Raw genomic sequence first — 15,690 nt, forward strand, 5'->3', positions numbered from 1 at the left:
CTCTCATGAAAACACTCCTTCCCACGTCGACGGCTGGTAGCCTGCCCAAGCCGTCCTGGCTCGCTAAGCCTGAAACATTATGGTCTCCCTGGAAATTACAGGGCGAAGAACTGGTCGAGGGCAAGCAGGATGCGCTGCGCCTGACGCTGGACGATCAGGATCGTGCCGATATCGATATTGTCAGCGATGGCGAACAGACGCGTCAGCATTTCGTCACCACGTTTATCGAGCATCTTGGCGGTGTTGACTTCGAGAACCGTCAGACGGTTAAAATTCGTGACCGCTACGATGCAAGCGTGCCGTCGGTCGTGGGCGCCGTGACGCGTGAGAAGCCGGTCTTTGTCGAGGACGCGAAGTTTTTACGCAGTCTGACGAAGAAACCGATCAAATGGGCTCTGCCTGGCCCCATGACCATGATCGACACGCTCTATGATGGCCATTACAAAAGCCGCGAAAAGCTGGCCTGGGAATTCGCCAGGATCCTCAATCAGGAGGCGAGAGAACTCGAAGCGGCTGGCGTCGATATCATCCAGTTCGATGAACCTGCCTTCAATGTTTTCTTCGATGAGGTGAACGATTGGGGTATTGCCACTTTGGAAAAGGCCATAGAAGGACTGAAGTGCGAAACCGCGGTTCATATCTGCTATGGCTATGGCATCAAAGCCAATATCGACTGGAAAAATGCTCTCGGGGACGAGTGGCGCCAGTATGAACAAATATTTCCCAAACTCCAGAAATCCAATATCGACCTGATTTCTCTGGAGTGCCAGAACTCCCGCGTTCCCATGGATCTGATCGAGCTCATTCGCGGAAAAAAAGTCATGGTCGGCGCCATTGATGTCGCCACCAGAACGGTCGAGACGCCCGAAAAAGTGGCCGATATTTTGCGAAAGGCACTCAAGTTTGTCGATGCGGACAAGCTTTACCCCTGCACGAACTGCGGCATGGCGCCATTGCCGCGTGAGGTGGCGCGCGGCAAGCTCAATGCTCTGGGCGCGGGCGCGGAAATCGTGCGAAGGGAGCTTTCGGCCTGATAACTGTCGGAGCACGGCTCGTGTCGATGGAGAGGCGCGGAGACAGGCAGTCGATGCGTTTCTCCATCAGGATGCGTGAAGCGCTTTCAGCCGTTTATAACGTCAGGAAGAAACATTGGTGCTCTTTCATGGCTGTCGTTGCGATTGTCTGAACAGCTTGTGTTCGACTCAAAGCAGCCAGGGGATCATGCAGCACTGGCAGCCGAACAGGTCGTTGTCATCGGTGGCGCCGCCTTTCGAATCCTCACATGTCAGGGACAAGCCGTCAGGCGCGTCATGGACTCTCTCCTTCGAGATCGAGACATCCGTTCCGATGGGTCGGCATTCTGCTTCATCTTTTGTGCCGTCAGGCTTCATTATCAGTTCCATAATAGAGCGTTTGCCGAACTCGATCGCTGGATGGCCCTGAAACTGATCGGCCCCTGTCTTGCACCGAAGGTGTGGAGTCCGGTGAGCAGGCTTTTGATCCAAACAACCTGAATTGCGTGGGCAATCCCGAAAACAGCTCTCTGCCACAGACGCTGCCGCTCGACGAGGGACGCGGCAGCGCGTTCGCCGTCCAGATCATATGACTCAGATATCGAAGCTTGTCGAACGGGAAACTGTCTCACGGGCGGTGATTTGCGAGGTCATCTGCTCAAGCTTTTGGCGCACGAAACCAGGAGCGTCTCGGATATGTCGTCGAGCGCAAATTTTCTGCCGCAGTAAAAGCTGATACCGGGCTTTGTGATGAAGCCGCTCATGGATGTGACATTGACGATATGCCCATGCCGCACTTCCCGCCTTCCCGGCAGCACGGCCTTGATCATTGCCACCACGCCGAAGACGTTCGCATCGAACTACCTCCTGAGATCATCGATGGAGCCAGGAATTTTCTCGCGGGTCAATTGGCATTGGCTTTCCACGGTTGCATTACGTTCCGGTCAGCCAGTGAAATCAGGGATGAAGGCCCGCGCGCGCCCGGACGGCCATTTTGCGGGGACGCTCCTGTTCGGTTTCGTGAAACCCGCTGACGAGGCGCGGTTGATGCGTTTTTTTACAGCGGATGGGCGAAAAAGCCAGCTTGGCGGAACACCGTTTTCTCGCAGATCACGCTGCGTGGGTCATGTGTCCCGCACTGTAACCATCGGGACGTGCGAGAAGAGCGGTCGGAGCATCGGCGCCAGGTACGCCGGATGACGCTTCCACGAAGCGTACGCTGTCGGCTGACAACCAGTCAGGCAGCGTGATGCGTGTACCATTGCCGGACGAGAGATGGAGCCATCGTCCGTCCGCCAGAAGACTGTGGATGGTCGTCGATGTTCCGTCCGCCAGCGTCACGGGGTGATCGGGCACCCGTTCGCCGCTGCCCATCCGGTTTCCGAAAAGGCCGCCAGCGGGATAGCGGAGATCGAACCCGGACAGCACGCCCGCGAGCCTGCGATTGACCTCGGGCATTTTCAGCAGCTCCGACATTTCAGCACGCAACGCCAGATGAGCCGGGTCGAAACGCGTCATCAACGCACCTTGTGCCTCGGTATTGCGTGCAAGCTGGGCACCGATCGGCCGACGTTCGATTTCGTAACTGTCGAGCAGCGCGTCGGGCGCTTCGCTCTTCAGGACCGCTGCGAGCTTCCAACCCAGATTCATCGCGTCCTGCAATCCGACATTCATGCCCTGTCCGCCCGCGGGCAGATGCAGATGAGCAGCATCGCCGGCTATGAAAAGATTGCCTTCGCGGTAACGCGCGGCAAGCCGTGTCTCATCGCCGAAGCGGGTCAGCCATGACGGTTCGCTGAGCCGGATACCGGCACCCAGTATCCGTTGAGTAGATGTCGTCAGCTCATCGAGCGACAGAGGCTGGGCCACAGGAACATGCATACGTTCGGGGTCCGCCATGATGACGCGCACCGTGCCGTCGGCCGCGACCGGCACGATCGCCACGCCACCATGTTCGTTCGTCACCATACGGACTGGCGGGCCTTCAAGGCCATCTATGCGCACATCGCCCATCATGATGCTTACCGTTGCATCATGCCCATCGAACGAGATACCTGCCGTCTGTCGCACGACACTGTGTCGCGCGTCCGCGCCGACCACCGCGCGGGCATGGAAGGTGGAATTGCCCTGCGCGTGACGGGCGACAAGGTCGTAGCCGTCAGACGTATTGCCGGTGATATACTCGACATGATGGCCGCGCAGGATATCCACACCCAGTTCGCGCGCATGGTCCTCGATCAGGGCTTCGGTGCGGCTCTGCGGCAGAAACAGTGTGAAGGGAAAGCGCGTGTCGAAGCACGAAAAATCCAGCCGCGTTTCGAGCCCTGCATAGTGGCCGTTCGAAATGGGACGCCCTTCGGCAAGAAAACGTTCCGCGATGCCGCGCATGGCGAACAACTCGATCGTCCTGCCATGAAGGGTCAGTGCCCGGGATTGCGCGACCCTTTCCGTGCGGCGTTCAAGCACCGTGACGTCAAGTCCGCCAAGCCTGAGTTCGCATGCTGTCCACAAACCCACAGGGCCGCCGCCAACCACAACGACATCGAGATTTTTCATATCGAAACTCCAATCTAACGTTGTTAGACTGGCCCTAACGATGTTAGGGAGTCAAGCATGGCAATTGATAAACAGACCGTCCTGCGCACGGCGCTGACACTTCTCGACGAAGTCGGCAGTGATGGATTGACCATGCGTGTATTGGCAAAAGCCCTTAACGTGCAGGCACCCACGCTTTACTGGCACTTTCCATCGAAGCGGGACCTGCTCGACCAGATGGCCGATGCCCTGATCGCGCCCGTTGCCGGTATGGTGAATGTGACGACAGAGCCAGACGACGTATTATGGTCTTTGGCAACGGCGTTGCGTGCGACATTGCTGTCGCGTCGGGATGGAGCACGGGTTTATGCGGGCACCTATGTCATGGGCGAAAACGTTCTGGCAGTGGCCGATATCGCGCTTGCAGCCTTGCTGTGTAAAGGGCTGACACAGCAGACGGCGGTCGATGCCATGTTCAATCTCGTTTCGTATGTTCTTGGTTTCACAATCGAGGAACAGGGTTTTCGCGAGCGATGGAGCGGCGAAGAAAGCGTTGAGTCCGTGCGGGAACAATTCATCTCTGCGATGGGCGGTCGGTTTCCAGCGTTGTCCCAAAGCCTCGACGCCGTTCTTGCCGGTGATTTCGACGCGCGCTTCGAACGAGGGCTGGACGCGTTTTTCGGCGGTCTGTCATCTCCCGGCTGACGCCCATACGCCGCGAGGCAGGCGTTACCGGACGGTTTTTCAGTCGGACCGTATTATCAGATGGATTTCGTCTGATAATACGAGTGCTTGCACGTTATGTCGAAGAGGATAGGCTTTCAGCGAGCGCTGTCCAACCGTCCTGGACCGGGGAAAGAGCCGCTTCAAAGGTCACGTCATCAAGAGGGGCATTTTCTCGAATGATGGCGTTTGAAAGAGTCATCGCGGGCATCGGAGAAACAGGCCTCATTTTGAGTCCCTCAGCCACCTGATGCAGTTGTGCCGCGCATTTCCCGCCGCCATGACCGCCATAGGTGACGATCATCAGGGGTTTTCCTTTCCATTCGAGATAGCAGTGGTCGATGGCGTTCTTCAGCGCGGCCGGATACCCCCAGTTATATTGGGGTGTCACGAAAACGAAGCCATCGGCTCGCGCCACCTTCTCGCTCCAGGCTTTTGAATGGGGTTGCTCGTAAAGACCGAGTGCTGGGATGCCGGGCTCGTCGTCCATGGGAAGCGACCATTCCGCGAGATCGATAATCTCGATTGCAAGATCGGTCCTTTCCTGTCCGATCCTGGAAACCCACCGTGCGATGGTCGGACAATGACGCCCGGCCCGCACACTGCCCATGATCACCAGAACCCGTTTCGTCATTTTTGCGGCCAAGACTTCCGATGTGTTCGTGCGGTTTCCGTCCATCCTACTTCAAGCCACTCTCCTGTCGCACGCGTTCCAGCAGCACGACGAAATCGCGATCGGCGTCTCCGGCACTGACGGCGCTGAGCAGGCGATCGCGGACGACCGAGGCATAAGGCAGCGGAACGCCGTAATCGCCTCCGGCATCCATGAACATCTTGACATCCTTTAGGCCGAGCGTCACCGGTGCGCCGGGATAATCATAATCGTGCTCGATCATCAGCTTGCCGTAGTTCCTGTGGACCGGAGCATTATAGAAGCTACCCGTCATGACTTCGAAAATTTTGCGTGGGTCGGTTCCGGCCTTCTCGTTGAGCGCAAACACCTCCGCCATTTGTTCGATGGTCGAATAGATCATGAAATTGAGCGACAGTTTGGCCAGATTGGCCTGAATGGGGTCGTCACCCATTCTGAAGATATGCGGCCCAAAACACTTGAGCACCGGTTCCAGGCGGTCCAGCGCGTCCTGGGCTCCTGCCGCCATGACGAACAATTCTCCTGCTTCCGCCGCAGGTGGGCGCCCGAGAACATTGGCGCTGACATAAGTCTGCCCACGCTCCGCATGACCGTCGCGCAGACGGCGCGCCTGGGCGAGGGAGACCGTGCTACAGCAAACGTGAATGGCCTTCGACGACAATCCGGACGCGATCCCGTCCTTGCCGAAGGTTGTTTCCTGGGTGGTCGCATCGTCGAACATCATGGAAAAGACGACATCGACTTCCCACGCGACGGCGGCGGGCGTTTCCACCAGGGCCGCTCCCATAGCCACGAGATCGTCCGCTTTGGCTGCTGTTCGATTATAGACAACGAGATGGTGTCCCGCGTCGAGCAGGCGTCTCGCCATAGGATGGCCCATGGCGCCAAGTCCGATAAATCCGATTTTCATGATGATGTCTCTTTGCTGTGGTTGCACGAGATCCGCAGGGGGCCCGTGTCGCTTCATGCGAGATTTTAAAAGGGCGGGGCTTGGCGTGCTTCATCACATAAGCCACATTTCGACTCATGCGCGCCACTTCTTCCCTGATCCCGTCCTGTATGGACAGTCCAGACGCGGATCTTCCCTGGCTGTTGGGGGGACATATGCAGCAGGAAACACGCCGGATTGCGGACCTGCATGCCCATTCCCGTGGTCAGATCTTCGGGATAGGGCATGGGGTGATGGGTATGCGGACGGACGAGGCATATTGGCTGATCGGCCCCGGCCAGGCTTTGTGGTTGCCACCTTATCTGTGCCATACAGCCCGCTCGCACGGCGCCGTGCGCGGCTGGAGCCTGTTCATCAATCAGGCACGATCCACGATGTTACCCGCGCAGCCGTTTCTCGTGCGGGGTACGCCCCTTCTGATCGCGCAAGCAGAGCGGCTAGCGCATTGTGTGTCAGATCCATTCTGGAGCGATAGTCTCGCCCGTCTGGCCGAGAGTTTCTGGGATGAATTTTTGTCCTTGCCCCGCGCATCGGTTTCCCTGCCTTTTCCGACGGATGGCCGCTTACGGCGTGTCGCTGATGCGCTGAGCGAAAACCCGGCCGATGCGCGCGAGCAGCAGGACTGGGCGATCGAGGCATCCATGTCCGTGCGCTCCTTCGTCCGGCATTTCGGGGCGGAGACGGGAATGCCGTTTACGGCCTGGCGTCAGCGGCTGCGTATCCTCAATGCCCAGGAAAGGCTGGCACGCGGGGAGGCCGTCACCAGCGTCGCACTTGACGTCGGTTACGAAAGTCCGGGCGCTTTCGCGGCAATATTTCGGAAGATCACGGGACATAGTCCCGCTGCCTATATGAAACTTTGCAGGTCGAGCGATGAAGGTTCGTAGTATCCATGACTTGCGAGTCTGCCGTAGCGGGACGTAATCAGTCTCGGCATGTCGGTTCAAATCATCAAGCGGATCACTCGGAAGGCAGCGTTTCTCCGGCAATGGGGTCCGGTTCCTGGTCGTCGATCCAGAGAGAGGCTTGGACTTCGGTCGTAAAAGGGCCTTCGTCCCGAATGTCAGTGCCATCGAGAATATACCAACCGTCTTCACGCGGTGCGGCCGGTTTCGAATCTTTGTCGAGAAATACGGGCATCATGATGTTTTCTTCCCGATCGAGGTCAACTCACTAGAAAAACCGGATGGCAGTCACTCATTGTCCTTGAGGTATTTCTCCTCATCACCCCGCGTTGCGAACGGCACTTCCTGCTTGTCGTCGAGTTCGTTCATGCTGCCACCCGGATTGCCGAGGTTCTCCTCCAGCCACGCCTCTTCGAGAGGCTGACCATACGGTCCGACGGGCACTGGCGAGTGGACGGGAATCTGGCCAGCGTCGGGATCGCTCTCCATTCCGATCAGATCCGAAGCCTGCTCCCTGTAGGCATCGGGACCGCAGGCCGGCTTGCCGTCGGCCGCCCACAATTCTTTTGCCTTGGCGAAAATGCGCGCTTCTTTTTGCGGAGAATTTTCGAGCGGATTGTCCATGTCAGTCTTCTTTCCTGCGGGGCTGTTCGTGGGCTATCGGAAGAGGAAAGACTTGGGCGATAACCCGCGAACGCATCTGTCGGTTTTAAAGTGCGATATCGATATCGTGGATTTCCGCTCTGACCCTGGCGTCCCGATGGCCTTTGTGGAAAGCTTTCTCGGGCATGATCCGGCCTCATTCAGGAAGAAACGATAAAGAGATTTCCGAAAGGTCACTCTTATTTGTCTTCGAGGGTCTTTTTCCCGAGAATGACCAGTTCGTCCGCTTCCACGCCTTCGGGATTATGGGTCGTCTTTTTGGCGATTTCCTTTTCCAGTTCGCTGGCATGCTCGCCCCCTTTGAGGACGTGTTCGGCAATACGGATAACCTCTTCCCGAGAAAGAAGTTTCGGAGAATGCATCGCTTTGCGGCCAAGATCCCGTAGGGAACTGGCGGCATGCGGAACGTGGTCGTGAGACATGTTCTATCCTGTTGTTAGAATTGAAAACTGATCGTCTGAATCCGTTCGTCAGAAAGGTTGAACGTGGAGCGGGTGGTGGATGTTCCGGCTTAGGGCGTCGAAATCGCTTTCGGGACCGTATTATTGATCGCTACAGTCGCCTCGCTGGTCAGGACGCGGAAGATGAAGCTTTCTTCGAGATACAATTCGACCGTATCGGCCGTGTGGCTGAGATAGCCAATCGAAAAATCCTGCCCGATATCGAGCACCAGATCGCCGCCCCGCATGGTGACGACGAAGGCGCCCTCGATCGCGGGCGCCCAGATAATCTTGCCGTCGATCAGGCTTTCAATGTGCTTGCGCACCGGATAGCCGTCATCGTCACCGGCGCTGACGGCCAGATGGGCCTGCGCGCCCAGAACCACCGAATAGGGGCCGTTCACGCCCGCCAGTCGGAGCGTGTTGAGCGCTTCGGCAATGACTCGTGGATAGTCCTGGACCGACGCCGGGAGCGTGAGGGGCGTATTGGAGGTTGCTTGACGAACGCCCTGGATGCCCGCGGCGGCGTAACCGTCGAATATGGCGCGATCCTCGGCGAATGCGATGGTCTTCGCCGCATCCTTGACCGGCTGCCAGTCCGAATCCTGGGAGCCGCGATCGACGGCGTCGATCTCTTCGCGGGACAGGGTGAACGGAACCCGCAGTTCGACGAGCGGAAGGATTTCCCGCTTTATGGCGCGAACGCCGCTCTGCGGCGCATCGATCCTGCTGCCGCGTCCCGTTCCGATTCCAGCCAGCGCAGTCCCGCGCGGTTCGGAGGTATCGACCACACGCCGACCCGCCAGATGTCGCCGGATCGTGCGCGCGGCTTCGTCTTCGATCTGCTCCCAGGCCGCGCTGGAAACAGGTGCGAGATGGCGATGGAGATTGTTCATGTTACGGTTTCTCTTTCAGTGAGCCGATACCCAGAGACGTGCGATCGACGTCGCGGGTTTCAGGCGCCGGATTCCCGGACATGTGGTGGTCTGTCGGTTGAGAGGCGGGCAAGTCAGGCGCGTCGTCCAGAAAATCGGCGGTTGGAATGAAGAACAGCCCGCCCGTGATGGCGGTGCTGACATCCAGGATCCGGTCGTAATTGCCCGGCGGCTTACCCACGAACATGTTTTGCAGCATCTGTTCCGTGCGTGCGGGCGATCGGGCATAGCCGATGAAATACGTGCCGAATTCGCCTTTGCCGACCTCGCCGAACGGCATGTTGTCGCGCAGGATCTGAAGCTGTTCGCCGTTTTCCTCGATATTCGTCAGAACATTATGGGCATAGCTCTTCTTGTTGAAGTCGCGCTGCTCGATATCGGAGAGCTTGTGCCGACCGATGACGTCTTCCTGCGTTTCGACCGGTATCGCGTTCCATTTTTTCAGGTCATGCAGGTATTTCTGGATGATGACATAGCTGCCGCCGGCAAAATCCGGATCCTCGTCCCTGATAATGGTCGCATCAATCGCCGCCTGACCGGACGGATTTTCGGTGCCATCGACAAAGCCTAGCAGATCGCGTTCGTCGAAATATTTGAACCCGTGAACCTCGTCGGTCACGGTCGCGGCCCCTTCGAGGCGCGAGACGATCGTGGCGGCCAGTTCGAAGCACAAATCCATCCGCGTGGCACGGATATGAAACAGCAGATCGCCAGGCGTGGACGGCGCGTGATGCACCCCGTGAATTTCCACGAACGGATGCAGATCCTTCGGGCGCGGCGCACCGAAGAGCACGTCCCACGCGTCCGAACCGATGCCGGTCACGCAGCTCAGACGACCATCGGGAATACGGAAACCGACGCCCCGCACCAGGGAGGACATATCGCCCAGCAGATCCCGAACCTGCGCGCCGATCGCGGTATCCTCGCCGTTATTCAATGTCACGATCAGGAACATCGCGGCTCGGGTCAGTTTTGCGTCGACGGGTTGAAGCGTGGTCAATACTCGAAAACTCCTTGCCGGTTCATGCTTGGCCGGACGTGTCCAGAGATGAGGAATGCCGGGAAAATCGCATCCTTGCGTGACGCTTTCCAGTATAATCCATAATCAGGATAGATGGAAATTCCACATCGATATAACCAATATGCATATTGTTATAAGTAGAAGGTCTTGGACGAATGCGCAGGGAAATCTTACGATAGGAATCAGCTTCCCGCGAGATGTTCACGCATTTCTCATCGGTGTTCAGATGTGACCCCCTACGGATTTCCGATGCGGAAAATAACAGACATCTTCCTGTCGATGTCGAGAAAAATTTTGGAAGGTATGGATGCAGAATGCTCACGATATAGCGTTCCTTCTGGCGCGGTTTCAGTTCGCCTTTACCGTGGGCGTTCACATCATCTTCCCTGCCTTTTCGATCGGACTGGCGGCGTATCTGGCTGTTCTCGAAGGGATCTGGCTGGCAACGGGGCGGCAGGTCTTTCTTGATCTCTACCGATACTGGATCAAGGCATTCTCCATTGTTTTCGGGATGGGCGTCGTGTCCGGCCTGGTCATGGCCTACGAATTCGGCACCAACTGGTCGGTCTTTTCGAAGAAGGCCGGCCCGATCACGGGTGTCCTGCTGTCCTACGAGGTGATGACCGCGTTCTTCCTGGAAGCCGGCTTCCTGGGCGTCATGCTGTTCGGCATGAACAAGGTCGGACGTGGACTGCATTTCGCCGCGACCTGCTGCGTATCCGTCGGCACGCTGATTTCCATGACCTGGATTCTGGCATCCAATTCCTGGATGCAGACGCCGCGTGGCTATCGGATCGACCCGTCCAGCGGGCAGTTCCTGCCCGATGACTGGCTGGCCATCATCTTCAATCCGTCCTTTCCCTTCCGTCTCGTGCATATGGGCCTCGCGGCGTTCCTTTCGGTGGCCTTCGCGGTCGGCGCGACCGGCGCATGGCACCTGCTGAAGGCGCGACGGCAGGGCAAGATGTCCACTGAACCCGTGCGGGTCATGTTTTCGATGGCGATGTGGATGGCGACCATCGTGGCACCCATCCAGATCATGGCGGGCGACGCCCATGGGCTGAACACGCTGAAATATCAGCCCGCCAAGCTGGCGGCCATGGAAGGCGACTGGAACAGCGAGGGACGTGCGCCGGAACTTCTTTTCGGCATTCCCAACATGACAACCGAGCGTACGGATTATGCGGTCGGCATCCCGCTCCTGGGTTCGCTGATCCTGACGCACAGCCTGGATGGCAAGGTGCCGGGGATGAAGGATTTTCCCCGTGACCAGAGACCGCCCTCTCCGATCATCTTTTTCTCGTTCCGCATCATGGTGGGGCTGGGTGTTCTGATGATGCTGGTCGGCCTCTGGTCGCTGTGGCATCGGCGGAACAGCACGCTTTTCCTGAGTCCGCTCTTTCACCGTGTTGCCCTGTGCATGGCGCCCGCAGGGTTTCTTGCTCTACTTTGCGGCTGGGTAACCACCGAAGTCGGACGACAGCCCTGGACCGTCTACGGCCTTCTGCGGACCACCAAAAGTGTCTCGCCGATCGTGCTGTCGAGCATGGTCGTGTCGATGACGGTTTTCGTCGTCGTTTACGTGATCGTCTTCGGGTCCGGTCTCGGCATTCTCGTCAGGATGCTCGGTCGCGCGCCCGAGGAAGGGGAGCGGAATGCCGATCCGTCGCATGCCTCCGATCTCCTGGCGACGCACATGCACCCCGCGGTCGTCGACGCCTCCACCACGAAAGGGGCCTGAGCGATGATGGATTTCGCACACTGGCTGCCTATTGTCTGGGCCATCATCCTGATTGCCGCGATTTCGATCTATGTCGTGCTCGACGGGTTCGATCTCGGCATCGGCATGCTGTTCATGACGGAACGCGACGAGACACGGCGCAATGTCATGATCAGCACGATCGCGCCGGTCTGGGACGGCAACGAGACCTGGATGGTGCTTGGGGGTGCCGTTCTTTACGGCGTCTTCCCCGGCGCCTACGCCACGCTGCTGCCCGCCTTCTATCTGCCGATCGTGCTGATGCTGGTTGCGCTGATCTTTCGCGGCGTCGCGTTTGAATTCCGTGTGGTGACCAAGGGCACGTCGAGGGCGCGACACTGGGACTTCGGCTTCATGACCGGCTCGGCGGTCGCCGCATTCTGTCAGGGTGCGATCCTCGGTGGCGTGATCCAGGGCGTTAAAGTCACCGATGGCGCCTTTTCGGGGGGCTCACTGGACTGGCTGACGCCGTTCACCATCCTGTGTGGGCTGTCCGTGATGTGCGGGTACGCCCTGCTTGGTGCGACATGGCTGGTGTGGCGCACGACGGGCGGGCTGGAAGAGTCGTGCCGTCACGCGGCCAGCCGACTGGCCGTTGGACTCTTTGTCGGCATTGTCGCCGTCAGTTTCTGGACGCCGCTGCTGCATGCGCCCTATCTGCGTCGCTGGACGGAGTGGCCGAACATCGCGTTCGTCGCGCCCGTTCCGGTTCTCGTGGTCGTGTTGGGCTTGCTTCTGGCGGCAAGCCTGCGGAAGGGACATTCGCGCGTGCCCTTCCTGTGCGCCTTGGGGTGGTTTTTTCTATGCCTGTCGGGGCTCGGCATCACCGTCTGGCCCTATGCCGTGCCGCCGACGCTGAGCCTGTGGGATGTGTCGTCGCCACCGTCGAGCCAGTTCTTTCAACTCGTCGGCACTGCCATCATGTTGCCGATCATTCTGGCCTACACGATCTACTCCTATCACGTTTTTCGCGGAAAGGTGTCGGACGCCGATGGCTACCATTGAAATCGTCAAGGGCGACGGATCGGAGGCGCCCCGGCGCTGGAGCGCCCGCTTCGGCTGGCTCGTGGGAATCTGGGCAGTCAGTACCGCCGCATTCTTCATTGGGGCGTCGCTACTTCATCTTCTGGTGCCCAGATGAGAACGACGTCCCTCGTGACGGGTGAAAGGGCAGGCGCGATGTCCGAGCATTCCATGATTTTCGAATTCGAGCGTGATTTCGCCGGGTCTTTGCGCTGCATTCCCATGATCGCGCGGCAGAAACTCGATATCGTCGGAATCAAGATGACGCTCCGGCAGTGGAGTCGGCTGACGCGCCAGGAGCGTGTCCTGCTGGTGGACGGGTCATGCGAGACCGACGGAGAGCAGGGGGATTACCTCGCGCTCGTTCAGGATCTGATCGCGGCGCGGGCGGATGAGCCTGTTCGTTTTCTGCCGCCCCAGGCGTTGCAAGACTGGCGCGAAGAGAACCGGATGCCTGATGCCGTGTCGATGCAGGCCGAGGCGGATGGCGTTCCGGCTCCGACCCCTGAGCAATGGGCCGGACTGGCGCCGCTCAAGCGTTTCGCATTGATCAAACTTGCGCGCTCGAAACATGAGAACGAGAACTTCGTCCCGGCGTTGAAAGAGTTCGGTATCCTTCAGGGAGAGGATTGAGACCATGAGCAAAGAGAAAAAATCCGAGTTCAAGCCCTATCATCACCCTGCCGGTGGCTGGGGCGCCGCAAATGCCACGGCCAAGGTGCTGATGGAGCAGAGCGTGCTGGTCAAAGGGTCGCGCGGCCTGCTTTCCATGAACCAGCCCGGGGGCTTCAAATGCCCGAGCTGCGCCTTTCCCGACCCGGATCATCGCAAGACGCTGGAATTTTGCGAAAACGGCGCCAAAGCGCTCGCATTCGAGGCGACCAAGGCGCGTGTGACGCGGGAGTTTTTCGCGCAGCACACCGTTACGTCGCTGATGGAGCAGAGCGATCACTGGCTGGAGATGCAGGGCCGCCTGACCGAACCGATGCGCTACGACGCGGCAACCGACAAATATGTGCCCATCGCGTGGGACGATGCCTATGCGTTGATCGGCAAGCATCTTCAGGCGCTCGACAGCCCGCATGAGGCGGAATTCTACACCTCCGGCCGGACGGCGAATGAAACGGCGTTCCTGTATTCCATCTTCGTGCGCGAATTCGGGACCAACAACTTCCCCGACTGTTCGAACATGTGCCACGAGCCGACATCACGCGGCCTACCGCCCGCGATCGGAATCGGCAAAGGCACCATCGTCATGGCCGACTTCGACCAGACGGAGGCAATTTTCGTCATCGGTCAGAACACGGGTACCAACTCGCCACGCATGATGACCAATCTGGTCGAGGCCCGCAAACGCGGTGTTCCGGTCATCCTGATCAACCCGATGCCCGAACGTGCGCTGATCCGCTTCACCGAACCGCAGGACGTCCTTCAGATGGGGACGTTTGGGTCGACGGCGATTTCCACGGATTTCGTGCATGTCCGGATCGGCGGCGATCTGGCCATTTTCAAGGGCATGATGCGCGCCCTGTTCGAGGCGGACGCGGCTGGCGAGGACGTGCTGGACAAGGCGTTCATTGCCGAGCACACCGTCGGCATGGAAGCGGTACGCGCGGATGTCATGAGCACGTCCTGGGCCGACATCACGCGTATCTCCGGCATCTCGGAAGAGCAGATCCGTCACATCGCCGGGATTTACGCGAAGTCGAATGCGACGATCATCTGCTACGGCATGGGCCTGACGCAGCATCAGGAAGGATCGCATCTCCTTCAGCAGCTGGCGAACCTCCTGCTGCTGAAAGGAAATTTCGGAAAGCCCGGCGCCGGAATCGCGCCGATCCGCGGCCACTCCAACGTACAGGGAGACCGCACCGTCGGAATCGACGAGAAGCCGACCCAGGCCTATCTCGACCGTGTACGCGACGTTTTCGGGTTCGAGCCACCGCGCGAGCACGGCCATCATGTGGTCGAGGCCGTCGCGGCGATGGAAGCGGGTACGGCGAAGGTGTTTTTCGCCATGGGCGGCAACTTCGCCCGCGCGATCCCCGATACCGAACGCTCCTATGCCGCCATGGCGCGCCTGAACCTGACGGTGAACATCACGACCAAGCTCAATCGCGCGCATCTGGTCCATGGCAAGGATGCGCTGATGCTGCCGGTCGTCTCGCGTTCGGAAATCATTCGCACGACAAAGGGCGAGCAGTTCGTCACCATCGAGGACGCGATGGCGAATGTCACGCCGTCACGCGGCGTGTTCGAGCCGGTGAGCGGGGATGTGCGTCCGGAGACGGAAATCATCTGCCGGATGGCGATGGCGACGCTTCCGAACTCGAAAACGCCCTGGGCGGATTATATCGAGGATTATACGCTGATCCGCGACAGGATCGCTGATGTCTATCCGGACATTTACGCTGATTTTTCGGAGAAGATGAAGAACCCGCACGGTTTCCATCTGGATATTCCGCCTCGGCGGCGGGTCTGGAAGACACCGAACGGCAAGGCGAATTTCCTCGTCATGCCGGGTCTGGAGGTGAACGATGTGATCGCGGACCCTGCGATGCTGCGGCTGGCGACGATCCGTTCGCACGACCAGTACAACACGACGATCTACAGCAACAGCGATCGGTATCGCGGGGTTTATAACAACCGTCTCGTCATATTCATGAACAAGCAGGACCGTGAGGATCGGGGCCTGGAGAATGGTGCGGTCGTGGGACTGGAAACCTATAGCGACGACGGCTACCGGCGTTATGTCGATGGACTGACGATCCTCGATTACCCGATGCCGCGCGGTGCCATCGCCGGATATTATCCGGAGCTCAACCCGCTCCTGCCGCTCGATTTTTACGACGAGGTCAGCGGAACACCGGCGGCCAAGGCCATTCCGGTCAAGATCGTGCCGAGCGTCGCTTCGGCGGCGCCGATCCGTATTGCCGGCTGACCGCGTTCCATTCGTCGCGGCGTCCTTCATTGATGATGGACGCCGTAGGATGGAGAGTGGAGATCCAAGGCTATGAGCGCGGGAGATTTATCGAAAGAGCAACCTTTGAGGAAGCGACGGAACCGTTCGCT

Annotated in this window: 17 protein-coding genes and 1 pseudogene; 9 read left to right on the forward strand and 9 right to left on the reverse strand. The window is 58.9% G+C overall.

The window, feature by feature from the left end; translation table 11 throughout:
- The first annotated feature begins 5 nt into the window (after positions 1-5).
- On the forward strand, positions 6-1,034 hold the full coding sequence (locus PWM43_RS10140; protein WP_289842387.1) for a methionine synthase: 1,029 nt from the start codon (positions 6-8) through the stop codon (positions 1,032-1,034).
- Positions 1,035-1,109: 75 nt separating this feature from the next.
- Entirely contained in the window at positions 1,110-1,514 is a 405-nt protein-coding gene (locus tag PWM43_RS10145; protein WP_289842388.1) for a hypothetical protein, read from the forward strand.
- Between the two features lie 149 nt (positions 1,515-1,663).
- On the opposite strand, the pseudogene PWM43_RS10150 reads toward PWM43_RS10145, so the two are convergent.
- Both PWM43_RS10150 and PWM43_RS10155 read right to left on the reverse strand, forming a co-directional pair.
- A pseudogene (locus PWM43_RS10150) lies at positions 1,664-1,861 on the reverse strand (SDR family NAD(P)-dependent oxidoreductase); the annotation flags it as partial.
- A 262-nt stretch (positions 1,862-2,123) separates the two neighbouring features.
- Positions 2,124-3,569, reverse strand: coding sequence for an FAD-dependent oxidoreductase (locus PWM43_RS10155; protein WP_289842389.1), 1,446 nt, complete (start codon positions 3,567-3,569; stop codon positions 2,124-2,126).
- A gap of 57 nt (positions 3,570-3,626) precedes the next feature.
- Here PWM43_RS10155 and PWM43_RS10160 point away from each other — a divergent pair, with 57 nt between their 5' ends.
- Positions 3,627-4,253 carry a TetR/AcrR family transcriptional regulator C-terminal domain-containing protein gene (locus PWM43_RS10160; protein WP_289842390.1) on the forward strand — a complete coding sequence of 209 codons (627 nt, stop codon included), beginning with the start codon at positions 3,627-3,629 and terminating at the stop codon, positions 4,251-4,253.
- Positions 4,254-4,347: 94 nt separating this feature from the next.
- Here the strand turns inward: PWM43_RS10160 and PWM43_RS10165 are convergent, their stop codons facing one another.
- Both PWM43_RS10165 and PWM43_RS10170 read right to left on the reverse strand, forming a co-directional pair.
- Positions 4,348-4,905, reverse strand: a complete 558-nt coding sequence (locus PWM43_RS10165; protein ID WP_289842391.1) for an NADPH-dependent FMN reductase — start codon at positions 4,903-4,905, stop codon at positions 4,348-4,350.
- A 46-nt stretch (positions 4,906-4,951) separates the two neighbouring features.
- On the reverse strand, positions 4,952-5,833 hold the full coding sequence (locus PWM43_RS10170) for an NAD(P)-dependent oxidoreductase (RefSeq protein ID WP_289842392.1): 882 nt from the start codon (positions 5,831-5,833) through the stop codon (positions 4,952-4,954).
- A 149-nt stretch (positions 5,834-5,982) separates the two neighbouring features.
- On the opposite strand from PWM43_RS10170, the gene PWM43_RS10175 reads away from it, so the two are divergent.
- On the forward strand, positions 5,983-6,759 hold the full coding sequence (locus PWM43_RS10175) for an AraC family transcriptional regulator (RefSeq protein ID WP_289842393.1): 777 nt from the start codon (positions 5,983-5,985) through the stop codon (positions 6,757-6,759).
- A gap of 73 nt (positions 6,760-6,832) precedes the next feature.
- Here PWM43_RS10175 and PWM43_RS10180 read toward each other — a convergent pair whose 3' ends face one another.
- From PWM43_RS10180 to PWM43_RS10200, 5 genes are all read right to left on the reverse strand, one after another.
- A complete protein-coding gene (locus PWM43_RS10180) occupies positions 6,833-7,015 on the reverse strand; it encodes a hypothetical protein (RefSeq protein ID WP_289842394.1) in 183 nt (60 codons plus the stop codon).
- 50 nt (positions 7,016-7,065) lie between these two features.
- Positions 7,066-7,401 (reverse strand): hypothetical protein, encoded by a 336-nt coding sequence (locus PWM43_RS10185; RefSeq protein ID WP_289842395.1) that lies wholly within the window; start codon positions 7,399-7,401, stop codon positions 7,066-7,068.
- A gap of 218 nt (positions 7,402-7,619) precedes the next feature.
- The gene (locus PWM43_RS10190) at positions 7,620-7,862 is read right to left on the reverse strand and encodes a hypothetical protein (RefSeq protein WP_289842396.1); all 243 of its coding nucleotides are present in this window, start codon (positions 7,860-7,862) and stop codon (positions 7,620-7,622) included.
- Positions 7,863-7,951: 89 nt separating this feature from the next.
- The gene (locus PWM43_RS10195; RefSeq protein WP_289842397.1) at positions 7,952-8,776 is read right to left on the reverse strand and encodes a family 1 encapsulin nanocompartment shell protein; all 825 of its coding nucleotides are present in this window, start codon (positions 8,774-8,776) and stop codon (positions 7,952-7,954) included.
- Between the two features lies 1 nt (position 8,777).
- Positions 8,778-9,815, reverse strand: a complete 1,038-nt coding sequence (locus PWM43_RS10200; protein WP_289842398.1) for a Dyp-type peroxidase — start codon at positions 9,813-9,815, stop codon at positions 8,778-8,780.
- A 328-nt stretch (positions 9,816-10,143) separates the two neighbouring features.
- Here PWM43_RS10200 and PWM43_RS10205 point away from each other — a divergent pair, with 328 nt between their 5' ends.
- Genes PWM43_RS10205 through PWM43_RS10225 form a run of 5 tightly spaced genes read left to right on the forward strand, consistent with a single transcriptional unit; the run spans position 10,144 to position 15,559 of the window.
- Entirely contained in the window at positions 10,144-11,577 is a 1,434-nt protein-coding gene (locus PWM43_RS10205; protein ID WP_289842399.1) for a cytochrome ubiquinol oxidase subunit I, read from the forward strand.
- Positions 11,578-11,580: 3 nt separating this feature from the next.
- Positions 11,581-12,600, forward strand: a complete 1,020-nt coding sequence (gene cydB, locus PWM43_RS10210; RefSeq protein WP_289842400.1) for a cytochrome d ubiquinol oxidase subunit II — start codon at positions 11,581-11,583, stop codon at positions 12,598-12,600.
- Positions 12,587-12,736: a DUF2474 domain-containing protein gene (locus PWM43_RS10215; protein ID WP_289842401.1), complete on the forward strand. Its 150-nt coding sequence runs from the start codon at positions 12,587-12,589 to the stop codon at positions 12,734-12,736. Before cydB ends, PWM43_RS10215 begins: the two co-directional genes overlap by 14 nt.
- Positions 12,737-12,789: 53 nt before the next feature.
- Positions 12,790-13,251 (forward strand): nitrate reductase associated protein, encoded by a 462-nt coding sequence (locus PWM43_RS10220; RefSeq protein WP_289842466.1) that lies wholly within the window; start codon positions 12,790-12,792, stop codon positions 13,249-13,251.
- A gap of 4 nt (positions 13,252-13,255) precedes the next feature.
- Complete coding sequence (locus PWM43_RS10225) at positions 13,256-15,559, forward strand: FdhF/YdeP family oxidoreductase (RefSeq protein ID WP_289842402.1); 2,304 nt, start codon at positions 13,256-13,258, stop codon at positions 15,557-15,559.
- Positions 15,560-15,690 lie beyond the last annotated feature (131 nt).

The organism is Brytella acorum, from assembly GCF_029309905.1.
GTDB classification, from domain to species: domain Bacteria; phylum Pseudomonadota; class Alphaproteobacteria; order Acetobacterales; family Acetobacteraceae; genus Brytella; species Brytella acorum.